Origin of the sequence: Finegoldia dalianensis (assembly GCF_046255015.1) — a bacterium.
GTDB lineage: Bacteria > Bacillota > Clostridia > Tissierellales > Peptoniphilaceae > Finegoldia > Finegoldia magna.
Map to the genome: position 1 here is coordinate 59,512 of NZ_JBDLBQ010000008.1, position 22,118 is coordinate 81,629.

A 22,118-nucleotide genomic window follows, 5' to 3' on the forward strand; every position below is an offset into this window, starting at 1 on the left:
ATTTAAAATCACAATAAATATTCCTTAATATTTTTACATAAATTTATCGTTTTTCTTGCTTATACACATGAAAAAAAGCCACAGATAATGAATATCTGCAGCTTAAAATAACTTATGAATCTATTTTTGTTTCAAATTATGCTTTATTTATTTAAAATTTCAATAACTATTTCACCACATTTTTGTAAATCAAAAAGCTTATCAATAGTAGTATCCCTACTCCTGCGACAATTCCAACTATTTTTAGTTTGGAGTTTAGTTGCTCTGCTTTTTCTTCACTGGTGTCGATTATGTCTTCAGGGATGAATTTCTTTGCGACCATCATTAATGATGGAGCGAGGATTAAATCATCCAATATTCCCAATCCAGCGACGAAATCTGGCACGAAATCCACAGGGCTTACTACATAAAGCACTGACAATGCCAATACTATTTTCGACAATAATGGTGTTTGTTTATTAAAAAATGCATACCACAATGTTGGTATTTCGTTCTTCAATCCTAATAATTTTTTAATCATTAACTCACCTCAAATATATTATACCATACATTGCACAATATATCGTATTACATAATAGTTACAATTTGTTTTATTTTTTGATTTTTCCTATTAATCCACCGATGACTGCTGGAATTATCCAAATAAAACTTTTGACTTGCATTGGAAATACTGATTCGATTATTTTCAACAAACCAAAATCCAATTTGAATCCGTTAAGTAGTACTATAATTGCATAAATCGACACTCCGATTATGGATCCTAATTTTACGTTTCGTGAAAATGTATTTTGTTTGAACAAATTCAAAAAAATCAAAACTATTGCCACAGGATATATCGCTGTCAAAAATGGTGCAGAAATTTTTAGTATTTTTTCGACGCCAACTACTGCGAAGAACGCACTAAAAACTGTAGAAATTATTATGATTACATCGTATGAGATAACTCCGTATGCTTTGTCTTTGAGCATATCACTGAAGAATTGTCCGACTGTTGTTGTAAGTCCAATCGCTGTTGTGAGGCATGCCAATGCCATTGCAACGCAGATTAATACTTTTCCCAAAATCCCCAAATGTTGGTAGCAAATGTATAACAACAAATCAACTCTTTCGACATTTCCTAGGTTGAACTTTGATGTGGCAGCTCCGAGGTAAATCAATCCTCCGTATACGAAGCAAAGTCCTATAGCTGCTATGATTGACGCTTTTATTGTGTATTGTTTGATTGTTTTGTCATCTGTAATTCCGTTTCCCATAAATCCTTTGGTAACTACAATTGCAAATACTAATGATGCCAACGCATCCATTGTTTGATATCCTTCTTCAAAGCTTGATTGGAAGACTTGAATTTGATATGTATTCACGGGCGTTGCAACGGGAGATATTATTCCTTTGAAAATAATCACGACAAGAGTTGCAATCAACAACGGCGTCAAAATTTTTCCCAAATTATCTATTATGCTGCTTGGTTTTCTGACGAATAAATACACACAAGTAAAAAATACTACCGTGAGCAAAACAGAATTTGCTCCTTTGAAAAATCCTTTTTGAATTATTTCTACTGTTGTTGCTGCAGTCCTTGGAATTGCAAGCCCTGGTCCTATCGCAAGCATAATTATAGTTGAGAATATTAGTGAGAATCGCGGACTTATAGTGTTGCCGATTTTTTCAATTGTTCCGCCGCTTTTTGTCGCTGCGAGTAATCCCATGAAAACCAGTCCTACTGCGCTTAGCAAAAATCCTAATGTCGCAATCAAATACTGATCTCCTACTTTATTACCCAAAAACGGTGGAAATATCAAATTCCCCGCTCCAAAAAACATCGAAAATAGTGCGAATCCACTAACAAATATTAATTTCTTATTTTTCATAATTACCTCTGTATAAATATTTTAAATTTTTATTAGTTCTTACAATTCTACCACAATTTCTTCCAGATAACAACTTTTTTGTAAAAAACAAACTTGTGCGAATGTTTGTTTTATTATAAAATACGAATAGGTGATATTATGGAATTAAAACGCAAATTATCAATATTATCAGACGCTGCCAAGTACGATGTTAGTTGTTCTTCTAGTGGTTCAAAAAGGAAAAATACCTCTGACGGAATCGGTGCGGCACACAATTCTGGAATATGTCACAGCTGGTCTGAAGACGGAAGGTGCATTTCACTACTCAAAATTTTACTCACAAACAAATGCATTTACAGTTGTGAATACTGCGTCAACAGAAAAGAAAACAACATCGAAAGAGCAGAATTCACTCCAGAAGAAGTAGCTGATTTGACTATAAATTTTTACAAAAGAAATTACATAGAAGGATTATTCCTGTCAAGTGGAGTTGTAAAAAGTCCCGACCATACGATGATAAAGCTTATAAGAGTTGCGGAAATTCTTCGCAATGAAAAAAAATTCAACGGATACATTCACATGAAGGCAATCCCAGGTGCAAGTGAAGAATTAATCGAAAGACTTGGAAGACTTATCGATCGTATGAGTATCAACATTGAACTTCCAACAAAATCAAGTTTGAAGATGCTCGCTCCTCAGAAAACGTATGAGTCCATTGAAAAACCGATGGATTTTATTAACGAATCCATAACTCAGTACAAAATTGACAGGAAAACAATCAAAAAAACTCCTTTGTTTTTACCAGCTGGTCAATCCACTCAAATGATTGTCGGAGCAGGTCGTGAATCGGATCTTACAATTATCAACAAAGCAAGTAGCTTGTATGAGGATTACAAGCTCAAAAGAGTTTTCTATTCGGGATTTGTCCCTGTAATCAAATCTAAATACACAGATGGAATCAAAAAAGTTCCCATGCTACGCGAACATAGGTTGTATCAAGCAGATTGGCTGATGCGATTTTACAAATTCAAATCAAACGAAATTTTGAACGAACAAAACCCGTTTTTTGATTTGACATTAGATCCCAAAGCATTCTGGGCAGTGCAAAATGTAGCGAACTTTCCAATAGAAATAAATCGCGCATCTTATGAAGAACTTCTGCGTGTTCCAGGATTCGGTCCAACATATGCGATTAGAATAATAAATGCGAGAAAATTTGCCAACCTCAACTACGACGATTTGACATCTCTCAAAATATCACTGAAAAAAGCGAAGAACTTCATACTTGTAAACGGAGTATACCGCGGACAAAAATACAGCACAAAAGACGATTTGCTGGATATTTTGAGAATACAAGAAGGAAAAAATGTAACACAACTTAGTTTTTTGGAGTAGATATGAGATACAGTTATGACAACAGCTTAGATGGCTTGTTCACGGTGATTTTTGAACAGTACAGACACATTGAAGATTCAATTATCGTTGTAAAATCAGATCAATTAGATTTTTTGAATGATGACATATTCATTGAAACAAATACTGACAAATCATCACGTGTGAAAAAATCGATAATAGACAAATTCGGATTCAATTTTTATCGTAGCATAAACTACGCATTCGTCTCAGAAAATCCCGACAAATCAACCATTATCGCTAAGACAATCAAAAATATGTACAAATACAACTACAACTTCATCAACTCTTCTGACAAAATTGCAGTCCAATTCAATAGTCTGTGCAAATATTCAACAAGAGAACTTCACGCATATAAAGGACTTCTTAGATTCAAAGAAATCCAAGATGGTTTCTTGTTCGCTGAGTTTGAGCCAAACAACGATATATTGCAATTGTTGACGTATCATTTCAAAAATAGGTTGAAGAATGAAAAGTTTGTAATTTACGACAAAAAAAGAAATAAGTGTGCAATATATGTGGACAATGATTTGGCATTTTACGATGTAGAAGAAATTTTCAAAGAAGAATCTGATGAAGAGAAAATATTTGAAGATTGCTGGATAGAATTCTACAATTCAGTCGGGATAAAAGAACGCCAAAACCTCAAACTTATGCAGAATAATATGCCCAAAAGATACTGGAAATATTTGCCAGAAAAAAACAAAATATACGATAACGAAAAATAATTGTTGCATTTACACTTAGTGTTTTTGAAATAATAAGTGTATTTACAACAATGTGAATTCGAAAAAATTCAGTAGTGATGCTTTTTGCATTTGTTGTCAGTTTGTTGTCAGTTTGTTGTCAGTTGTCAAGAATCTTAAAGAATTGTGAGTACTATCTGTAAAATTTAATAAAATAAAAATAAGCCTAGAACGTGTAAATTCTAGGCTTTTTGCTTGGTACTCCCACCCGGATTCGAACCGAGGAATCTCCCTTAGGAGGGGAGGATTATATCCAGCTTAATTATGGGAGCGCATAAAACCGACTCAAATCGGCTTATGATGCAAGAAGTGCTTCTAATAATTCGTAAGTGTATTTGGCACTTCTTTTTATTCTAGTTAATGTGTCTGCTTTTTCGTAAGGTTTTTTGACAACTAGGCTTACTTCTCTTTTATCACCTTTTCCAGTGTCGATTACAACTTTTCCTACGATTTGTCCTTTTTTCAAAGGAGCTTTCAAATCTTTTTTGATGTCGACTTTTTGTTGCAGACCAGTTTTTGTATTATACAAAATGGATACGTCTTCTGTCGGATAAATCTCAACGTTTTTGTCCACAACGCTGTTGACTGATTTCGTTTCGATTGGTTTTTCGCTGTTCAATATATTCATTGGTTCAAATGAATTTCTGACGTATTCCAGTATTATTTTTTGGTAAGTATTTCTATCGTATTTTGTAGGAGCTCCCATCAAAACAGATACTACTTTGTTTTTAGGATCGTTTGGTTTCAAACTCATCGTAGTTATCAAACAGTATCCTGCTTTTTCAGTTGTTCCTGTTTTAAATCCGTCGACACCTTCTATTTTTCCTAAAAATGGAACTGTAGTCACGCCTTCGTATTTTCTAGTCGGCATTACAAGTTTTTGTGTTTTTGTGTAATTCAAAACTTGTGGGTAATTGTTGATTGTATATGTGGTTAATTTCGCCAAATCTTTTGCGCTCATCATATTTTCCTTGTCGTTTTCAGGATAACCTGATGCAGAATAAAACTTCGCAGATTCCAATTCCAATTCGGCTGCTTTTTTGTTCATTCTTTGGACAAATTTCTCCACAGATCCTTCTGATTTCACTGCTAATTCGTCTGCGGCATCATTCCCACTGACTATCATCATTCCTCTTATCAAATCATTTACAGTTAATTCTTCGCCTTTTTTAAGTTGCATAGTGCTAGCTTCAGGCTTATTGTATTGTGTTTGGATTTTGATTTTATCGTCGAGCTTGTATTTGTTTGCGTTGATATCTTCCATAACCAAAACATAAGTCATGATTTTAGTTAAGGATGCTATAGCAAAAGGCTTGTTTTCGTTGTAATTCAACAACTCTTGGGAATAATCCTGTTCAATTGTGTAATACGAGTTTACTTTGTCTTCAAATCCCAACTTCGAGTCCGCTTTTGATAATGCAGGTTGAAATACAATAGCAAGTATTAACATTAAGGGTATTATTTTTTTAATACTCTTCATTTCTCACCTCATCTTTTCGATATAACTTCTTCGTACACTTTTATTACATCATCTGTAATATTTTCTTCGGAATATACTTTTTTGATATCGTGTGATATTTTCTCTCTGTCGTATTTTTCAATATTGTCGTGCATATATCTTAACGCTTCGGCTAACTTCTCAACGTTAAATCTATCAACCAATATTCCATTTTCTTCATTTATTAAATGTTCTGGCCCACCGCATTTACTTGCGACCACAGGAAGTCCTGCAGATAACGCCTCCAAATACGCCAACCCAAAAGTTTCTGAATACGAATACAAGCAAAACATATCCGCATTATTGTAGCCCTCAACGATTTTTTCTCTTTTAGTAAGCCCAGGAAGAAATACTTGGTCGGTCAAATTCAACTCTTCTACCATTTTAAGTAGCGGTTTTCTCAAAAATCCGTCCCCGTAAATCGTAAGCTTCACATGTTTATCTTCTGAAAAAGCTATGTTGAACGCCTCAATCAATTCCTTCGGACCTTTTGTCGTTATTACATTTCCAGTGGATACTATGTTGAAGATATCTCCCCTTTTGAAATTCTCGTTGTTTTTGAAAATCGTAAGGTTTGGAATAATTGCAATTTCTGTAGAATCCTTGCCAAATTCTTCTTTGATTTTCTCTTTGAATTTGGGGCTTACAGTTATAAGTCCGTCAGTTCTGTCGTAAGTTTCTTCGGCTATTCTTCTATAAGAAGGTTTGATAGTGTCTTGGTTTACAACGGAATTGCATTCTGTAAGTACGAATGGAATGTTCAACTCTTTTGCAAGTTTGGATGTATAATATCCCTGGTCTGTAAAATAAGTGTGAATTACATCCGGTCTTCCTTCGATTTGCTCCACTTTTTTGTAGAAATGTCTAAGTACCAAATAAGAAAAGTCATAAAGGCTTTTGAAGATATATCTTCCAATCGGAAAATGAAAGGAATACACTTTGACATTATCTTTTATAAAATATTCACTTTTATATTTGCGAAAACGTCTAAGTGATCTGAAATCAAGTGCAATCAACACAACTTCGACGCCTTTTTTGGCTAGTGCAATTGCCTGATCCAGTTCAAATATTCCGTTCATTTTGTATTTATCCGTCGGATATCCTCTAGCGATTATATAAGCCTTCATTTCTTTTCCTATCTTAATTTTAGTTTACTAGTCTATTATATCAAATCCTGTGTATTTTTGTAGCACTTCAGGAATTTTTATACTTCCGTCAGCTTGTTGATAGTTTTCGATTACAGCTGCAAAGCAACGTCCAATAGCAAGTCCTGAACCATTTAGTGTGTGAACGTATTGTGGCTTATTATTTTCGTCACGATATCTAATATTTGCACGTCTTGCTTGGAAATCTTCAAAGTTAGAACAGCTTGAGATTTCAACGTATCTATTATAACTTGGCATCCACACTTCAATGTCGTAAGTCATTGCTGATGAGAATCCCAAATCCCCAGAGCAAAGTCTAACAACTCTGTATGGAATTTCCAACAATTGCAAGATTTCTTCTGCGTTATTTGTAAGTTTTTCTAATTCGTCATAACTTGTAGCTGGTTCAACGAATTTTACCATTTCAACTTTTTCAAATTGGTGATTTCTAATCAAACCTCTTGTATCACGTCCAGCACTTCCGGCTTCTCTTCTGAAACATTGAGTAAATGCTGTGTAGTAAATTGGCAAGCTTCCTTGTTCCAAAATTTCTCCACCCAATAAATTAGTTACAGGAACTTCTGCTGTAGGAGCAAGATACATATCGTCTTTTTCGCAATAAAACATATCTTCTTTGAATTTTGGAATTTGACCTGTACCCATCATCGCACTTGGACTCATAAGCACTGGAGTATTCATTTCAGTGTAACCTTGCTTGTCAGTGTGAAGATCAACCATGAAATTCATCAAAGCTCTTTCAAGTCGTGCGCCTTTTCCTTTGAACACACTAAATCTTGATTTAGAAATCTTAGTTGCTCTTTCGAAATCCAAAATATCCAAATCAACGCCCAAATCCCAGTGAGCCTTAATATCAAAATCAAATTTACGAGGTTCTCCCCATTTTCTCATTTCCAAATTTTCAGTATCATCCAAACCAACTGGAACATCTTTGTTAGGAGTGTTTGGGATTTCCATCAAATATTCTCTGATTTCTTCGTCGATGTTTTTCAAATCATCATCCAAAGATTTGATATCATCAGACAACTTCTTCAAGTTTTTGAAAAGTTCTGTAGTATCTTCTCCGTTTTTCTTCATTTGTGGAACTTGTTTAGAAAGCTTGTTTTGTTCCGCCTTCATTGATTCTACTTTTTGAATAACTTCACGTCTTTTTTCATCAGTCTCCAAAAGTTTTTGAATAGGATATTCTCCTCTTCTTTTTTTAAGCGCCTCAACAATTTCTTCTGGATTGTTTCTAATTCTTTTAATATCTAACATAACTTTCTCCTTATAAAACAATAAAAAAACTCATACCAAGGGACGAAAATTACGTTTCCGCGACTGCCACCCTAATTAGCATAAGCTCTCTCAACTAATAACGCATAGAAGTTAGATTCATTATCTTCGTATACTTATTCTCACCACACATAAGCTCTCTGAATTACTCCAATAATTACTATTTCTTCATCAACTGCAATATTCAACTATATTAATGTATATTTTACCACAAACAATCTAGTTGTGTCAATGTATAGCGTAATTACAACGTTTTTTATATTCATATTAGCATTTTGCATTTAGAAATTTGTTTATAGATTCATAATCTGATTAGCGTTTTTGTTAAGAACATCATACGGAAAAAACAATCAGAAATACAAGCGAAGTGAACCGTCAAAAAATCTCACTCGCGCCAAAGCGAAGCTTGCGCTTGAGATTTTAGGTTCACAAGTGATGAATTTCTTTGTTTTTATAGTCAGATGTTCGTGCAAAATGCTAATCTGTTTTTTATGTCTATTCCAAACCCAAGCAACACTATTACTAACCTTCCAAGAAAACAAAAAACACCAAGCTCATCTCACAAGATTTGCTCAGTGTTATTTTCTACATATCTTTGTCTGCATTTTGGAAAAACTTTGCAACATATCCTATTACAACTAAAACCAAGAATACTTTCATCAAGAATTTCAAAATACTAATAGTAATTCCCATAATTCCCATCAAAATATTCAAAGCCAAAATAGCCAAGAATATGTACAAAATGTATTTTAAATATTTGTTATCCATACTCCACTTCCTTTATATTTCTTCTTTTGCGAAAAATCTTCTGTAAATAAATCTAATTACCAACACTGCTAACGCTATTTTAATGAAAACTTTCAAAAATGAGTAGGCAACAGCTCCTATCGCTATCAAAATTCCTACAATTGCGCCGCCTAATCCCAATATTAAACCAAATGTTCCCAAAATAGCTGCGAAAACTATTGATAGAATAACTATCAACGTTACGAATGCTAAAGTAATCATAACTGCCTCCCTTTGTTTTGTATAGTACCTTTTATTACATTATAGCACAATAATCCCTTATTCACAACAAGCATTAGGAGATAATTCAAAAGATTTTATAAAAAATTTACCACCTTTTTGTATCAGTTTAAGTTCTGATTTGATATCATCTTCCAAGATAATTTCCTTAGAATTGACTTTGCACACCACTGGCTCAAACGCCCATTCTTCATCATTTTCCATTACATAATACGAATTGTCATCCTTAGAATACACGACATTTTCTTTGTTTGTAACATCATCTGATGAAATATTTGCGTATTTCAATAAAACCGCATCCACCAAATTCTTGTCAACTTTCAAAATCTTAGCGTTTTCTCTTGTTTGTTTGAGTGCATCTGGATTTTGTTTTTTAAGTTCATCTATTTGGGATTTATCCTTTTCTGGATCCAGCGTTTTGCTTGGAAAATTCGCCACGAAGTTTTTAAGCGTAATATCTTGTGGTGATGCGAAGCTCTCCCCGTAGAAAAATGTATCCAACGAATTTACAACCTCTTCGCCATTATAATCGTACGGCTTGTTGAAGTTCGCCGCGATTTTGTCGACATCTGATTTTTCCAACCTACCGTCTTTTGAAATGTCCACACCCTTGAACCCATCGTTCAAATAATCTGCCACATACGCCTTTTTTTCTTCGGGCAATTCTGGCATTTTCTTCGAACAAGATGCAACAAATACGACACTCAAAATCACAAGTACGATTTTAAATAATTTGTCCTTCATAACCCCTCCAATCTTATTAAACTTATTATATATTAAAACCCAACAAAAAAACACTGACGGAAGTTTAACCAACTCCCAAATCAGTGTTTTCAACTAACATCTCAACTTTCGGATGGTCTTTCAAATCGTAGTGATTTTCCAAAAACCACTTCACAAGCTCATCATCTCTTTTAATCGGCGTAGAATTATTGATGAAAATATTAATAGTAATCCATTTGAAATTAGAAAGGCCAATCTCAATGTCTTTTTCAATCATTTCCTTCGTTTGACCCTTGATTCCAACCATTAAACACGCCGAATCAAAATAATCGGACACATCTTTTACATCAGTGAATTTTGCATTTTTGTTTAAGACATTTTCTCTAAAATCGTAATCGAACGTTTCAATTCCAGTCTTAAACAAAACCTCGCATCCGAAAAATTCCCTGATTTCGTGAAGTCTATTCTTGAAAATATAATGTGATTCGAAAACCAAAGTATGAATGTTTTTTTCGTGAATTAAATTTCTGATGTCGATTTTCGTCTGTTCTGGAAGTTCGAACACATTTCCAGAATTAATACATTCCAAAACACCGAATTCACCAGTCACATTTTGAAGAATCTCACGGTTCTCACGAACAGCATCATCCATATCCACCGTATTGTCTTCAATGTAATCGCAAAATGTGCATTTGCCCCAAAAACATGGTCTGCCTTTTAAAAGCACAATCTCGCGTTTTAATTTTTCCTCAATCTTAGCGTATCGATTCAAGCTTAATCCTCTTAACAGCAGTCATCACAACCGTAAATGAAATAAGTCTGTCCACAAATTCCATAAAATATTGGTTGATAAAAGATGCCGCAGCTGGATTGACTCCCTTGTTAATCATAAATCTTACGATAACATCACTTCCTGAGCTTGTAACCCCACCAAAAATATAACCTTGAATAATAGCACCCAAAATAGCGCCTGGAAGTACAGCCAATAAAAGTGCAGGAATAGTGTGCAACTTCTTGAAATATCCTTTTTCGTATAAAATACCAACCATAAACACCATAAGCATACCTGTAGGTGCAAATGGAAGTGCAAATGGATCGAAAAGAATTTGGTTCATAACAGACGATAAAAGTGCAGTCACAACACCGTATTTCCATCCAAATAACATACACACCAATAGAGATCCTATGTGATCCAACAACAAAGGAACCTTCGTACTAACAGCGATAAAAGCACCAAGGCAGTTGATTGCAATGCAAATCGCTATAGTAGTCAACAATTTCGTATTCGTTTTTCTCAATAAAAAAACCTCCTAATAAAATATAGGAGAACTCAAAAATAACGCCTTGTTTTTTTATACTTGGAGCTCTCAAACAAGTCCTGAAATAAATTTCAGCTTTAACTAGGCAACACTAATTTTATCAAATAATAAAATTCATTGCAAATTAGATTGTTTCAAAAAAGTAATTGCAAAAAAGTAGAAATCCGATTTGATTGCTCACCAAAACATAAAACACAAAAACACGTAATTCGCTCATCAGAGTAGAAAATAATCAATTAAACATGTATTGCGCAAAGCTTCGTGAGGCGTTGTTGGTATTCTAGGCAAACATCTTTGCCTGAGAATATCATTCGGAAAAAACAATTAGAAATTCTAACGAAGGGAACCGTTAAAAAATCTCACTCGCGCCAAAGCGGAGCTTGCGCTTGAGATTTTAGGTTCACAAGTTTTGAATTTCTTTGTTTTTGTAGACAGATATTCGACGGCAAGAGTTTGACTATCATCATAAAAAAACGCCTCTTACGAAGCGTTATTTAATACATGTTTAATTGATTTTTCTGGTATGCCTATTGTCTCCACGACATATTCTCCCTCATAGTCTTGTAACGACTTTTTCGGTAATTGCAATGTCACTAAAAGATCAGCCTTGACAGCTACGTTGTGGATTTTGTTTTCATCAGAATCCAGTCCCGATGGCATATCCACGCTCACAACAAATGCTTGTGTGTCGTTAATCATATCGATTACATCTTTGTAAATCCCTTCGATATCTCTTTTGAGTCCAGTTCCAAAAATGCTGTCGACTATCAAATCATTTTCTGTGATGTCGAATTTCGTGTTTTCGTCTACAAATTCTATCTCCACGTCTAATTTTTTCAAAATATCGTAATTGATTTTAAAATCCGTCGACGCTTTTTCTAGTTTCCCAATCACATACACTTTCATATACTTTTCTTTGTTGTAAATGTCTCTTGCAACTGCCAAGCCATCTCCACCGTTGTTTCCAACAGATGCGAACACATACGCTTTGGTAAACTTTTTGTCCAAAATGTGTTTGGAGATTTGCGCTTTGGCGTTTTCCATCAACACAATCGATGGAATTCCGATTTCGTGAATCGTGTAGTGGTCGATTTGTCTCATTTGTTCAGCTGTTACATAAATCATAGTCCGTTTTTGAACCTCTCTTCTCTTATATCCCTGCCGAAAAATTGTATCGGTATAAATTCGCCCTTGATTCTGGATGAAATCCTCTGATCGTATTGTGTTGTCAAATCATCAAGGTCAATATTTGTCGAAATTATCGTAGTTTTTTGGTTTTGAATTCTGTAATTTAACAGATCAAACAATAAACTAATGTTGGTTTCTGTGGAATTTTCCGTTCCCAAATCGTCAATCATAAGCACATCGCAGTTGTATATAATATCCTCAACTTCTGGTTGTGGTTTTTCGTTGAAATTCTGATATCTTATCGAAAAAAGTTGCTTCAACAATTGCATCGCGGACAAATAAATCACAGAATATCCGTTTTCAATGATTTCTTTCGCCATGCACGATAACAAATATGTTTTACCAGTTCCAACTTGTCCGTACAACAACAGCGACTTCGCATTTTTAGTGTAATTTTTGGAGTAATATTTCAAATTCTCGCTGATTGCTTCCATGTTTTCACGTTGGGACATTCCTTGTGAGCTGTCTTTTTTCGTGTCAAACACGTTGATATCAAATCTATCGAAGTTTTGTTGTTTCATTTGCTCATTAAGGGAGCTTTTCTCACGTGCAATGTTGACCATAATGGTCTTCTTGCAAGAACACATTTTGCCGTTGTAAACTCCAGTATCCTCGCACTTGTCGCAGTGATGCTTCTCCTCCAAATAATCACTCGGATATCCACTTAGTATGAGCATTTTGTGCATTTTTTCTTCAGTGGATTTGATTTCATCTTCCAAGTTTTTTAATTCTTCCTTGTCACCACCGATGCTTTTTTTCAAATACTCGTATCCAAGCTCATTTCTATGTTGGAGCAAATTCTCGTATTCTGGAACATTTCGAAAAACTTCCTCAAATCTCATGTCCAATTCTTTTTTGGATTGATTTCTATAATCTTCCAATATTCTGTTGGCTTCTTTTGCGTAGCTCATTATTATTTATCCTTTTGCTCTTTTGATTTCTTGATAAAATCGTTCAAAAATTTTGAGTTAATATTTGTAGCCTTGTTTTCAATATCGTTAGTCTTCGGTCTGTAGTAAGTTCTCTTCTTCGTTTTTCTTTGTTGCTTTTTGTTGTTTTCTTCTTGCCATTGTTCCAACGTCATAATACCGTCAAGCTTCCAATTTCTGAGAACTTGTAAAACGTAATTGGTGTTGTTTTTCGTATTCGGATTAGTTGTGCAATAATGAAAAGCCGTCACCACCAACTCTGGTGTTTGGTGATAAGTGGAAATGTGTTCCAAAATTCTTTCCATTTCTGATTTGGATAACTCCATATCCCTGATGTCTTCGATGTCTCTGAACATTTCTTTGATTTCTTGGCTGTTTTGTGGAATGTAAGTCTTCTGAGATTCATCTGGCTCAGGATTTGTAATTCCAAGATACAATTGTCTCAAACTCAAAAAAACCGTGTGATTAGTTTGCGTTTGTGCGTCAGTGTATCGTTTGATAATTCCCTCATCCAACCAATAGTTCCAACACTCAGATACTTCGCTTTCAGTCAAATCCAACGCCTTTGCGATTTCCTCATCTGAAATATCCACGTTTGCAGAGGTATCCTTGGCAAGCTTGTAGGCATACAAATACACTTTTAGTTGATTTCCTGTGGCCACTTGAAGATATTGATTCAAAAATATATTTTCAATAGGTGTTTCGCCCAAATCTATTTTAAATTTTTCTACACTATATTTCATAAAATCACCTCTTATTATCAATCGCCATCGTAGTGTTCTTCGAAAAAATTGTCCCGTCTTTGACTATGAAAAACTCATCAAATTCTTCATCATGTGTGTCCAATCTTTGATTTTCGAACACTTCTTCGTAACTACAAAACTTCCTGAATCCACATTTTTCGTAACATTTTATCGCTCTTTTGTTGAAATTATTCACATTTAAGAAAATCCTGTCCAGCCCGTAAACTGTAAATCCCATGTTAATCAAAGCCTTTATGGATTCTTCGCCGTATGATTTGTCCATTTCATTTGGATCCAAAACAATACCCAAAAACGCCGTTTTCGTGAACTTGTCGTATTGTTTCAGCCCCACATATCCCACCAATTTTCGGGATTTATTCCTAATCGCAAAATATTTTTGCGTTTTCATTTCTCTTTTTTGGCGATACCACATTTTTATTTCAAAATCGTCCAAATCGGACAAGTTGTAATCGATTAGTCGTTCGTCTGTGTGTTTTCCCCATTGTTCGATCTCAAATGCATCGTCCAATGTAAAATCTTCTAACGTTAACCTCTCAGTAGTTATCATTTGTCAAACGCTCCTACATCGGGCATTTGTTTGTCCAAATCCATAAACTTCGTGTGTTCCTTGTCGAATAAAGTATCCACAGTTCCCGTTGGACCGTTTCTGTGTTTTGCGACGATAATTTCTGCGATGTTTGGCTTATCCGTTTCTGGATCGTAATAATCATCACGATACAACATCAACACAACATCCGCGTCTTGTTCGATCGCCCCAGATTCACGAAGGTCACTCATGACCGGTCTGTGGTTTGGTCTTTGGTCAGGCGCACGTGACAACTGACTCAACGCTAGAATTGGACAATTTAATTCCTTCGCCAATCCTTTGAGTCCTCTTGAAATCGTGGAAATTTCTTGTTGTCTGTTCTCACTTCTGGAGTTTGTCGTCATAAGTTGCAAATAATCTATAATCACCAAATCCAAATCACTACGCGCTTTTAATTTTCTGCATTTGGAACGAAGCTCATTCAATGAAATCGATGAAGTATCATCGACATGCATATTTGTTTCTGCTAATAATTGTGCTGCTTGTCCGAGATTTGTCCACTCAGTAACTCTACCAGACACAAGTTCTGACAGATTAATGTTACTAAGCGCGGACAATAATCTTTGAGTCAATTGCATCTTACTCATTTCAAGAGAAAAAATCGCAACTTGATGCTTGATACTAGCCTTGTATGCAATGTTAAGTGCAAGTGATGTTTTACCCATTGCAGGACGCGCTGCAAGTAAAATCAAATCTGAGTTTTGAAGACCTGAAAGTTGTCTATCCAAGTCAATCAACCCAGTCGTAACGCCTGTCAATTGTCCTTGGCTCATACTCATTTCGCCGATCTTTGCAAGAGTTGGCTCCAACATTTCTTGAATTTTAACCAAATCTTGGTGGTTTCTATTCTGACTGATTTTGAAAATATTGCTTTCAGCGTATTCTAAAACTTCGCCAACGGAATTGTTGGCAATGGACATATCAATCACATCTTGTGACACGCGCATCAAATTTCTGATAATAGCCTTGCTTTTGATAATATCTGCATAGTATTTTACATTCACAGCACTTCCTACAGCTTCCGAAATGCTTATAAGCTCATCAATCCCGCCGATAATTTCGTACATATTATTGGATTTTAATTTGTCTTCCAATGTAATATAATCCACAGGCTTTTTCTCGTCAATTACTTGCAAAATCGCCTTATAGATTTCTTGGTATTTCGTAGAATAAAAATCCACCGGCTCCACGATTTCTGCCGCATCATCCACAGCTGTCTCGTCGATTATCATCGCACCGATTACACTTCTCTCAGCTTCCAAATCGCACGGCATAATATTTTGTTGATTTTCCATTACCTCACCGCCTTTCTGTCGTGTATTTTAAAATTATTCTTTGTCTACAATTACTTCCAAGTTAGCGTTAATATCTGGGTATACCTTAACTATAACGTTAAATGTTCCCAAAGATTTGATGTTGTCTTTCATTTCAATTTTTTTCTTATCAACATCCAAACCGTGTTGCTCCTTCAATGCTTTTTCTATATCCATTGAAGTGATTGAACCGAAAAGTCTGTCACCTTCACCTGTTTTGGCGATAATCTTAACTTTTGTGTTTTCGATTTTTTCTTTCAATTCATTAGCGTTTTTGATGTTTTCTCTTTCAATCGCTCTTAATTCTGCTTGTTTTTCTTCCCAAATTTTGATGTTTTCTTTTGTAGCTTGTACTGCTAATTTATTTGGTAGTAGAAAATTTCTCGCAAAACCAGTCTTTGCATTAACCATTTCTCCAGCTTTTCCAAGCTTTTCTACATCACTAGTCAATATAACTTTCATCTATATCCTCCTTGATATATTCATCAATTGCTTGTTTTATCTTTTCTTCTGCCTCATCCATGCTACATTCTAATTGCGCACCCGCACTTGTAAGGTGACCTCCACCTCCAACTTTTTCCAAAACCAATTGTACGGAGATTTTGCCCAAACTTCTCGCACTAACATGAATTTTATCCTTTATTTTCGCCAACACAAACGAAGCTTCCACTCCCAAAATGTTGAGCAAATCATCTGCTGATTGTGCCGCAACCAAAATGGATTCGTCCACTTCTTCTTCCAATCTTCCGATGGCGATATTATCTTTATACATTTTCGATGAAGCGATTACGTCAGATTTTAGTTTGATAGTTCTCTCATCGTCCTTGAAAAGTTTCTTAACCTTGACACTATCCGCACCTTGTCTTTTCAATATAGACGCCGCTTCAAAAGTTCTAACACCTGTTTGATAGAAGAAATTCTTCGTATCCACAGTTATTCCTGCAAGTAATGCTTCTGCAACAATTTTTGGAATCTCTAGTTTTTCTGTCATATAAAACAACACTTCTGTCACCATTTCAGATGCACTAGATGCGTAAGGTTCCAAATAAGTCAACGACGTTTCTTTAATATAATCGGAACTTCTTCTGTGGTGATCGATGACCACGATATTTTTCGCAATATCCATAATTTCTTGGCATTCAACAGAGTTTCTTCTGTGATTATCGCAAATAATCACCAAACTATTGCTGTTGCAATTTTCCTTAGCAAATGCATTCTTCACAAAATATTTCTTGTAATCCGGTTTTTCTTCAAGAACTGCATTATAAATATTTTCGATTTGAGGGCCAACCTCATTTAAAATAATGTAGCATTCCTTGTTGTTAATCCTGCACGCTTCCAACATTCCCAAACTAGAGCCAATAGAGTCCATGTCTGGATTTCTGTGTCCCATAATAAACACATTGGAGCTTTGTACAATAAGTTGCTTCAATGCATGTGACACAACTCTTGCCTTAACCTTGTTACGTTTTTCAACGGCCTTGTTCTTGCCACCGAAATATTTTAATTCCCCTGTGTCAACCACTGCTTGGTCACCACCACGGCCTAATGCAACATCCAAACAAGATCTGGATTTTTCATGAATTTCATAAGGATTATCTCCAATAATTGATGCTCCAATACTCAAAGTAACAGGAACATTATTAGTGTTTTGGATTTCCTTAATCATATCTAACACAGAGAATTTTTGTTGCATAATATTTTCAAGCTCGTGTTTTTCGACAATCATTGAGAACTTATCCGATTCGTATTTTCTGATATACGCATTGTGTTCTCTCGCAAAATCTTGCAAAATATTTTCAACATCTGAGAACACTCTCGTTCTTTCTTCTTCCTTAATGCTGTTACGTGCTTCGTCGTAATTATCTATGAAAATATCGACAAGTCCCAGTCTTTTTTCATCCAAAAGCGTCACAACATCCATGAAAGCAGTGTTGTCGATTCCATAAAGCAAAGTCAAATCCTTGTCTTCACTATCTTTTATAGTAACAGGATAAAATCTGTAGTATTTGCCATCAACTTGAGTTTCATAATAATCCAAGTTATCTTCATCGTCTTTTACAGTCTTCAAATCCAGAATTTTTTCGACTTCATTATTGAAAATCTCAATCTCATCATCAGCCAAATCCTTAAAATAAGTGTTAAACCAGCTAATTTTATTCTTATCGTTGAGAATCAAAAGTGGAAAAGGAACCTTGAATACAGCATTTTTTGTAATATCTGTAAACTCATTATTAAGATTAATAATCTTCTCCTCAACCTTTTTATTCTTATTATTGATGTATGTGTATTGATCCACAATCATAAAAGCCGAAGCAATAAAAGCCAAAGTTCCTATGATATTTTGAAAATAAAACAAAATCGCAGAAAGTATCACCAACAAAACTGCTTGTACAATCAAATGTTTCAGCGAATATTTAAGCTCTTTCATTGTTTTCCTTCTTTCTCAAATCTTTAAAGCTATTCAAAGCCCCTAAGAATGCCAAAATATAAATAAACGGTTGAATTGCAACAGAAACCAACACAGTCAACACCTTAAAAGGAGTCGATAATGATTTCAAATATGAAAACATCAAAGCAATTCCTCCCAATAAGTACGAACTAATTCCGAAAACCGACAAATTATACAACAAATAATTTCCTAAATCCTTATTCACAAAATAAACAATTCCCGAAATCAACACCAAAGCTACCATAGCTATTGTGAATTTCGTGTCTATTCTGAAATCGTGAAACTGATGTTCCTTAGATTTTTGTGGAATATACACATTCAACACACTTGTATAAAAAGCGATAAGTCCCAAAATTGCATACACAGCCCTTACAATAAGCTTAGATGATTGTTCAAACATAATTTTAAAAGACTTCATCATTTCCTCGTCCATCTTCACAGAACTCAAAACCTTCATGAAATCATTCAACTTTACGTTAATCACATCTGCAATCGACATATCTGCATTTAGTTTCAAAAGGAAATTCGTCAACAAAACGAAAACACAAATTCCAACGAAACTAATCGTTATAGCCTGTGTGTCAGAAAATCCTGAACTTAGCAAATTCAAAATCGAATAGAACACCAAAATTATGTACAATCCGACAGGAATAGCAATCAAAGGAGTCGACACAACCAAACTCAACACAAAAAATATCCCGAAAGATATCAGAGCCAATCTGTTATCTTTTTCCAATCCTAACTTAATAAAATAAGAAGGCAACACAATAAATCCAAATGGAAATAAAAATAAGCTCACAACATAAACCATCAGAGCTTTTAATGAAATTTTCATTAAAGATTTATAATCAATCGTATTAATAATCCCACCTCCGTTATCTTATTATTATATCATAAAATAGCACAGAAATTTATATCCCACGATGGCGATAAATCACGAAACTATCCTAATCTTAGCAGAAATAGAACATTTCTCGCCGCTTTTCAAACCAAACTTTGGACCAACTGAATCCCTGTTCAAATTAGACACATAATAAGAACAATTCCCGTCCACAAAATCACTTGTAGATTCTAATTTGTATCCAGAAATCTCACTTACAATATTTTGACTTTCCAATTTATTTTTCCAATCAATTACAACTGCTGGATTCATTTTAATTGTGTGGTCGGAATTGTTAATCACATTCACATTAACACTCACGCTGTCATTTGTGAATTGATACACAACAAAACTTTCAATCCCCTCACACACACATCTTAGAACGCACATATCCTCAGACTTGCTCACAACATCGTATTCTTCATCTACGAAAAGCCCATCAGTCGGATAACGAAAAGTCTTGTCCACACCGTAATTTGGAATACAGATTTTCAAATCATCAATCATATTTACATCGTCTATTTTAAACTGTTCGATCCTCGCACCAACACTGTTGATACAAATTTCCATATTTTTAATCGCATACAAAATTCTCATTTAATCACTTCCTTACATATATATACCCAAATGAGATTTGTTATTGCAATTAAAAAATGCTTCGTTAATAACGAAGCATTCTCTATTATCTCAAAGCTCTTCTGAAACCTGCAGCACGAGCTTCTTTTTCTGTTCTAAAATATCTTATATGACTTGGTTTAATCTTGTTGTAGTCTCTTTGTCCGGGAAGATGATAAATCATCGAATTCATATTTCCTTTTATTCTTCCTTCACCAACAGGACCGTATCCATCTTGGTAGATGTAGTTAGGTTTGGTTGGTTTGGAAGCTTCTTTTTTGGCTTGTTCTTGCTTTTTAAGTTCCAATTCCCTTTGCTTTCTAGCTTGTTCTTCCCTGGCTTTTCTTTCATTTTCAAGTCTTTTCATCTCATTTACTTCTTCAGCAGTAGGATTCGAAAATATATTGCTCGATATAGACTTTTCCCCACCAATAATAGTTACAGAATTCATATTTTCTAGATAACTCTTAGTTGATTGTGTCAAATTTTCATTGTCAGTCAAAATAATAGGCGCCTTGTAATTTTTCGCAACGCTTACCGCAGACAAACTATCTGCAAAAACTTTTGAATTTGCCAATATAGCATTTTCATTATTTTCAAATGAACGTCTTGCTATAGCCAACGCTGTTTGATATCTGTCATTTCCTGCAATTCTTTCTCCGGTAAAACCGTTCAACGGAAGTTGGTTAACTCCACCAATTGCGATTTCTTGTAAATCGGATTTCGGATAAGAATTACCATCACTAAGAACCATCAACGCCTTGTGATCTGCCATGAAACTAGTAGCACTAAGAGCATCAGGGAAGTTTTTTCCACTTGCTATCAATAAGTATTCTGCGTCGACAAACTCTTTGGTTTTTTCCATAACCTTCACTGAAGTTTCGTATCTGTCGTTGCCTTTAAGTCTTTCAATGTTAATATCATTTACAACGGATTTTACGGATTCTTCAATATTTGAACTCAACGCCGTTTCTCCGCCAACAATGTAGATATTTTTTGGTTTTAGCTTAGCAATTTCATCGCTAGTTTTACTGTCCAATTGATCTTTTGACAAAATAAGTGGTGCATTTAACGCCGCAGCAAGTTGCCCCGCTGATAAAGCATCAGCAAAGTTAAATCCACTAGCAAGTACAACATTGTCCGATTCATTGAACATCGCTTTTGAAATTTCAATGGAAGTAGCAATCCTATCTTTTCCTGCAATCCTCGTAACATTTTCAACATTTGCGCTAGACACACCCTCTGGAATCATAAAAGAAATAACCAATGCGGCTAGTGTAAGTTTTTTCAAATTTTTAATCAACATTTTCTCCTCCATTAATTTAATATACTACTATGATACCATAATAACTAATAAATTTATAAAAAATTTTATTATCAAATACTACCTAATTAGCATATTTCCCACAAACATAACTATTGGAAACGCTAACACTAACAAAAAATTCAAAATAGCTTTTGGAACACTTTTTTCAATCAAAGAAAAAACAATTCCAATTATTCCTAAAATCGGGCAAATATATACCGTCACTAATCCAATAGGTCTCAGATTTCCCAAGAAATCGAACTGAAAATCCTTCAATATAAAAGCAATTATAAGACACACCACACCAATGATAAATGTCCACAAACTTTTGTTCTTCGTTTTATTCATAAACTCCTCCTTTGATATTTAATATTATTATACACTATTTGAGATTTTTTTAATATATAATTTTATTAAAAAAGAGTGCAGGACAATCTGCACTCTCATATTTCACATTAATTGTCTTGGTAAGCTTCTAATACTTTTTTGTAGCCTTCTTCTTTTAATGCTTCTTCAACATATCCTCTGATTTCTTTTGTTGGATATACATTTCTCTTGATAGATTTCATTTTCTTCAACACATCTTCAACAATAATGTTCACATCAGAAGTATTCATCTTTGCTTCTGCAGAATCGGATGTTTGGGCTATTGAATGGAAGATTTTTTCCTTATCAAAGCTTTCAACGCTGCCAAGTTTTTTAAGCACCCATTCTCCTTTTTCTCCGAACATTTCATCAAGCACATTAATCTTTGCATCTTCAATTAAATTTGCAACTTTGTTTGGGTCTATATCGTTATCCTTAAAATAGTCAAATAATATTTTTGTTAAATCGTTCATAAAATCCTCCTTTAAAAAATCAGAGCATCCATTAAAAACGGATGCTCAGCTTGTCTAATTTATCTACCTTAATTAAGGTTATTATTCTATAATTTTAGAAACAACGCCTGCTCCTACTGTTCTTCCGCCTTCTCTGATGGCAAATCTTAATCCTTCTTCGATTGCGATTGGAGTGATTAATTCGATTATGAATTTTGCGTTATCTCCTGGCATTACCATTTCTACGCCTTCTTCTA

At 34.6% G+C, this 22,118-nt stretch carries 25 protein-coding genes and 1 tRNA gene; 2 read left to right on the forward strand and 24 right to left on the reverse strand.

Annotated features, from left to right (window positions below; genetic code table 11):
• Positions 1 to 166: 166 nt before the first annotated feature.
• Both ABDJ34_RS09005 and brnQ read right to left on the reverse strand, forming a co-directional pair.
• Positions 167 to 520: a YkvA family protein gene (locus ABDJ34_RS09005; RefSeq protein WP_412702131.1), complete on the reverse strand. Its 354-nt coding sequence runs from the start codon at positions 518 to 520 to the stop codon at positions 167 to 169.
• 70 nt (positions 521 to 590) lie between these two features.
• Complete coding sequence (brnQ, locus tag ABDJ34_RS09010) at positions 591 to 1,868, reverse strand: branched-chain amino acid transport system II carrier protein (protein ID WP_412702132.1); 1,278 nt, start codon at positions 1,866 to 1,868, stop codon at positions 591 to 593.
• Between the two features lie 138 nt (positions 1,869 to 2,006).
• On the opposite strand from brnQ, the gene ABDJ34_RS09015 reads away from it, so the two are divergent.
• A complete protein-coding gene (locus ABDJ34_RS09015; protein WP_412702133.1) occupies positions 2,007 to 3,242 on the forward strand; it encodes a putative DNA modification/repair radical SAM protein in 1,236 nt (411 codons plus the stop codon).
• Positions 3,243 to 3,244: 2 nt separating this feature from the next.
• Positions 3,245 to 3,988, forward strand: coding sequence for a TIGR03915 family putative DNA repair protein (locus ABDJ34_RS09020; protein WP_412702134.1), 744 nt, complete (start codon positions 3,245 to 3,247; stop codon positions 3,986 to 3,988).
• Between the two features lie 214 nt (positions 3,989 to 4,202).
• Here the strand turns inward: ABDJ34_RS09020 and ABDJ34_RS09025 are convergent.
• The 22 genes from ABDJ34_RS09025 to ABDJ34_RS09130 all read right to left on the reverse strand — a co-directional run.
• Positions 4,203 to 4,278: transfer RNA gene (locus tag ABDJ34_RS09025), tRNA-Arg, on the reverse strand.
• A gap of 23 nt (positions 4,279 to 4,301) precedes the next feature.
• Complete coding sequence (locus ABDJ34_RS09030) at positions 4,302 to 5,486, reverse strand: D-alanyl-D-alanine carboxypeptidase family protein (RefSeq protein WP_412702135.1); 1,185 nt, start codon at positions 5,484 to 5,486, stop codon at positions 4,302 to 4,304.
• An 8-nt stretch (positions 5,487 to 5,494) separates the two neighbouring features.
• On the reverse strand, positions 5,495 to 6,631 hold the full coding sequence (locus ABDJ34_RS09035; RefSeq protein ID WP_278731488.1) for a glycosyltransferase: 1,137 nt from the start codon (positions 6,629 to 6,631) through the stop codon (positions 5,495 to 5,497).
• A 27-nt stretch (positions 6,632 to 6,658) separates the two neighbouring features.
• Complete coding sequence (serS, locus tag ABDJ34_RS09040; protein ID WP_094205059.1) at positions 6,659 to 7,924, reverse strand: serine--tRNA ligase; 1,266 nt, start codon at positions 7,922 to 7,924, stop codon at positions 6,659 to 6,661.
• A gap of 603 nt (positions 7,925 to 8,527) precedes the next feature.
• Positions 8,528 to 8,710, reverse strand: a complete 183-nt coding sequence (locus ABDJ34_RS09045) for a hypothetical protein (protein ID WP_412702136.1) — start codon at positions 8,708 to 8,710, stop codon at positions 8,528 to 8,530.
• Positions 8,711 to 8,722: 12 nt separating this feature from the next.
• A complete protein-coding gene (locus ABDJ34_RS09050; RefSeq protein ID WP_412702137.1) occupies positions 8,723 to 8,950 on the reverse strand; it encodes a hypothetical protein in 228 nt (75 codons plus the stop codon).
• A 57-nt stretch (positions 8,951 to 9,007) separates the two neighbouring features.
• Positions 9,008 to 9,712, reverse strand: coding sequence for a hypothetical protein (locus ABDJ34_RS09055; protein WP_412702138.1), 705 nt, complete (start codon positions 9,710 to 9,712; stop codon positions 9,008 to 9,010).
• A 64-nt stretch (positions 9,713 to 9,776) separates the two neighbouring features.
• The gene (locus ABDJ34_RS09060; protein WP_412702139.1) at positions 9,777 to 10,463 is read right to left on the reverse strand and encodes a radical SAM protein; all 687 of its coding nucleotides are present in this window, start codon (positions 10,461 to 10,463) and stop codon (positions 9,777 to 9,779) included.
• Complete coding sequence (locus ABDJ34_RS09065; protein WP_094203193.1) at positions 10,447 to 10,989, reverse strand: ECF transporter S component; 543 nt, start codon at positions 10,987 to 10,989, stop codon at positions 10,447 to 10,449. The genes ABDJ34_RS09060 and ABDJ34_RS09065 overlap by 17 nt, the downstream gene beginning before the upstream one ends.
• 501 nt (positions 10,990 to 11,490) lie before the next feature.
• Complete coding sequence (locus tag ABDJ34_RS09070) at positions 11,491 to 12,135, reverse strand: NAD(P)H-hydrate epimerase (protein WP_412702140.1); 645 nt, start codon at positions 12,133 to 12,135, stop codon at positions 11,491 to 11,493.
• Positions 12,132 to 13,109: an ATP-binding protein gene (locus tag ABDJ34_RS09075; RefSeq protein ID WP_412702141.1), complete on the reverse strand. Its 978-nt coding sequence runs from the start codon at positions 13,107 to 13,109 to the stop codon at positions 12,132 to 12,134. Before ABDJ34_RS09075 ends, ABDJ34_RS09070 begins: the two co-directional genes overlap by 4 nt.
• Before the next feature lie 2 nt (positions 13,110 to 13,111).
• On the reverse strand, positions 13,112 to 13,870 hold the full coding sequence (locus ABDJ34_RS09080) for a DnaD domain-containing protein (protein WP_412702142.1): 759 nt from the start codon (positions 13,868 to 13,870) through the stop codon (positions 13,112 to 13,114).
• Between the two features lie 4 nt (positions 13,871 to 13,874).
• A complete protein-coding gene (locus ABDJ34_RS09085; RefSeq protein ID WP_094205052.1) occupies positions 13,875 to 14,438 on the reverse strand; it encodes a GNAT family N-acetyltransferase in 564 nt (187 codons plus the stop codon).
• A complete protein-coding gene (dnaB, locus tag ABDJ34_RS09090) occupies positions 14,435 to 15,772 on the reverse strand; it encodes a replicative DNA helicase (protein WP_316511216.1) in 1,338 nt (445 codons plus the stop codon). Before dnaB ends, ABDJ34_RS09085 begins: the two co-directional genes overlap by 4 nt.
• Before the next feature lie 33 nt (positions 15,773 to 15,805).
• Positions 15,806 to 16,252: a 50S ribosomal protein L9 gene (gene rplI / locus ABDJ34_RS09095; RefSeq protein WP_094205050.1), complete on the reverse strand. Its 447-nt coding sequence runs from the start codon at positions 16,250 to 16,252 to the stop codon at positions 15,806 to 15,808.
• Positions 16,233 to 18,221, reverse strand: a complete 1,989-nt coding sequence (locus tag ABDJ34_RS09100; RefSeq protein WP_308611240.1) for a DHH family phosphoesterase — start codon at positions 18,219 to 18,221, stop codon at positions 16,233 to 16,235. Before ABDJ34_RS09100 ends, rplI begins: the two co-directional genes overlap by 20 nt.
• The gene (locus ABDJ34_RS09105; protein WP_412702143.1) at positions 18,208 to 19,077 is read right to left on the reverse strand and encodes a DUF2232 domain-containing protein; all 870 of its coding nucleotides are present in this window, start codon (positions 19,075 to 19,077) and stop codon (positions 18,208 to 18,210) included. The genes ABDJ34_RS09100 and ABDJ34_RS09105 overlap by 14 nt, the downstream gene beginning before the upstream one ends.
• A gap of 99 nt (positions 19,078 to 19,176) precedes the next feature.
• On the reverse strand, positions 19,177 to 19,719 hold the full coding sequence (locus ABDJ34_RS09110; protein WP_412702144.1) for a hypothetical protein: 543 nt from the start codon (positions 19,717 to 19,719) through the stop codon (positions 19,177 to 19,179).
• Positions 19,720 to 19,804: 85 nt separating this feature from the next.
• On the reverse strand, positions 19,805 to 21,043 hold the full coding sequence (locus ABDJ34_RS09115) for a cell wall-binding repeat-containing protein (protein WP_412702145.1): 1,239 nt from the start codon (positions 21,041 to 21,043) through the stop codon (positions 19,805 to 19,807).
• A 78-nt stretch (positions 21,044 to 21,121) separates the two neighbouring features.
• Positions 21,122 to 21,391 carry a hypothetical protein gene (locus ABDJ34_RS09120; RefSeq protein WP_412702146.1) on the reverse strand — a complete coding sequence of 90 codons (270 nt, stop codon included), beginning with the start codon at positions 21,389 to 21,391 and terminating at the stop codon, positions 21,122 to 21,124.
• Between the two features lie 107 nt (positions 21,392 to 21,498).
• Entirely contained in the window at positions 21,499 to 21,882 is a 384-nt protein-coding gene (locus ABDJ34_RS09125) for an ATP cone domain-containing protein (protein ID WP_412702147.1), read from the reverse strand.
• 81 nt (positions 21,883 to 21,963) lie between these two features.
• Positions 21,964 to 22,118 (reverse strand): EF-Tu C-terminal domain-related protein (locus ABDJ34_RS09130; RefSeq protein ID WP_457922056.1); only part of this gene is annotated, 155 nt, incomplete at its 5' end.

Coding starts and splice junctions, on each gene's coding strand:
- ABDJ34_RS09015 (WP_412702133.1), top strand. CDS start 2,007: ATGGAATTAAAACGCAAATTATCAATATTATCAGACGCTGCCAAGTAC.
- ABDJ34_RS09045 (WP_412702136.1), bottom strand. CDS start 8,710: ATGGATAACAAATATTTAAAATACATTTTGTACATATTCTTGGCTATT.
- ABDJ34_RS09105 (WP_412702143.1), bottom strand. CDS start 19,077: ATGAAAATTTCATTAAAAGCTCTGATGGTTTATGTTGTGAGCTTATTT.
- ABDJ34_RS09075 (WP_412702141.1), bottom strand. CDS start 13,109: ATGAGCTACGCAAAAGAAGCCAACAGAATATTGGAAGATTATAGAAAT.
- ABDJ34_RS09005 (WP_412702131.1), bottom strand. CDS start 520: ATGATTAAAAAATTATTAGGATTGAAGAACGAAATACCAACATTGTGG.
- rplI (WP_094205050.1), bottom strand. CDS start 16,252: ATGAAAGTTATATTGACTAGTGATGTAGAAAAGCTTGGAAAAGCTGGA.
- ABDJ34_RS09070 (WP_412702140.1), bottom strand. CDS start 12,135: ATGATTTATGTAACAGCTGAACAAATGAGACAAATCGACCACTACACG.
- ABDJ34_RS09115 (WP_412702145.1), bottom strand. CDS start 21,043: ATGTTGATTAAAAATTTGAAAAAACTTACACTAGCCGCATTGGTTATT.
- ABDJ34_RS09020 (WP_412702134.1), top strand. CDS start 3,245: ATGAGATACAGTTATGACAACAGCTTAGATGGCTTGTTCACGGTGATT.
- brnQ (WP_412702132.1), bottom strand. CDS start 1,868: ATGAAAAATAAGAAATTAATATTTGTTAGTGGATTCGCACTATTTTCG.
- dnaB (WP_316511216.1), bottom strand. CDS start 15,772: ATGGAAAATCAACAAAATATTATGCCGTGCGATTTGGAAGCTGAGAGA.
- ABDJ34_RS09035 (WP_278731488.1), bottom strand. CDS start 6,631: ATGAAGGCTTATATAATCGCTAGAGGATATCCGACGGATAAATACAAA.
- serS (WP_094205059.1), bottom strand. CDS start 7,924: ATGTTAGATATTAAAAGAATTAGAAACAATCCAGAAGAAATTGTTGAG.
- ABDJ34_RS09125 (WP_412702147.1), bottom strand. CDS start 21,882: ATGAACGATTTAACAAAAATATTATTTGACTATTTTAAGGATAACGAT.
- ABDJ34_RS09120 (WP_412702146.1), bottom strand. CDS start 21,391: ATGAATAAAACGAAGAACAAAAGTTTGTGGACATTTATCATTGGTGTG.
- ABDJ34_RS09030 (WP_412702135.1), bottom strand. CDS start 5,486: ATGAAGAGTATTAAAAAAATAATACCCTTAATGTTAATACTTGCTATT.
- ABDJ34_RS09110 (WP_412702144.1), bottom strand. CDS start 19,719: ATGAGAATTTTGTATGCGATTAAAAATATGGAAATTTGTATCAACAGT.
- ABDJ34_RS09055 (WP_412702138.1), bottom strand. CDS start 9,712: ATGAAGGACAAATTATTTAAAATCGTACTTGTGATTTTGAGTGTCGTA.
- ABDJ34_RS09050 (WP_412702137.1), bottom strand. CDS start 8,950: ATGATTACTTTAGCATTCGTAACGTTGATAGTTATTCTATCAATAGTT.
- ABDJ34_RS09080 (WP_412702142.1), bottom strand. CDS start 13,870: ATGAAATATAGTGTAGAAAAATTTAAAATAGATTTGGGCGAAACACCT.
- ABDJ34_RS09100 (WP_308611240.1), bottom strand. CDS start 18,221: ATGAAAGAGCTTAAATATTCGCTGAAACATTTGATTGTACAAGCAGTT.
- ABDJ34_RS09085 (WP_094205052.1), bottom strand. CDS start 14,438: ATGATAACTACTGAGAGGTTAACGTTAGAAGATTTTACATTGGACGAT.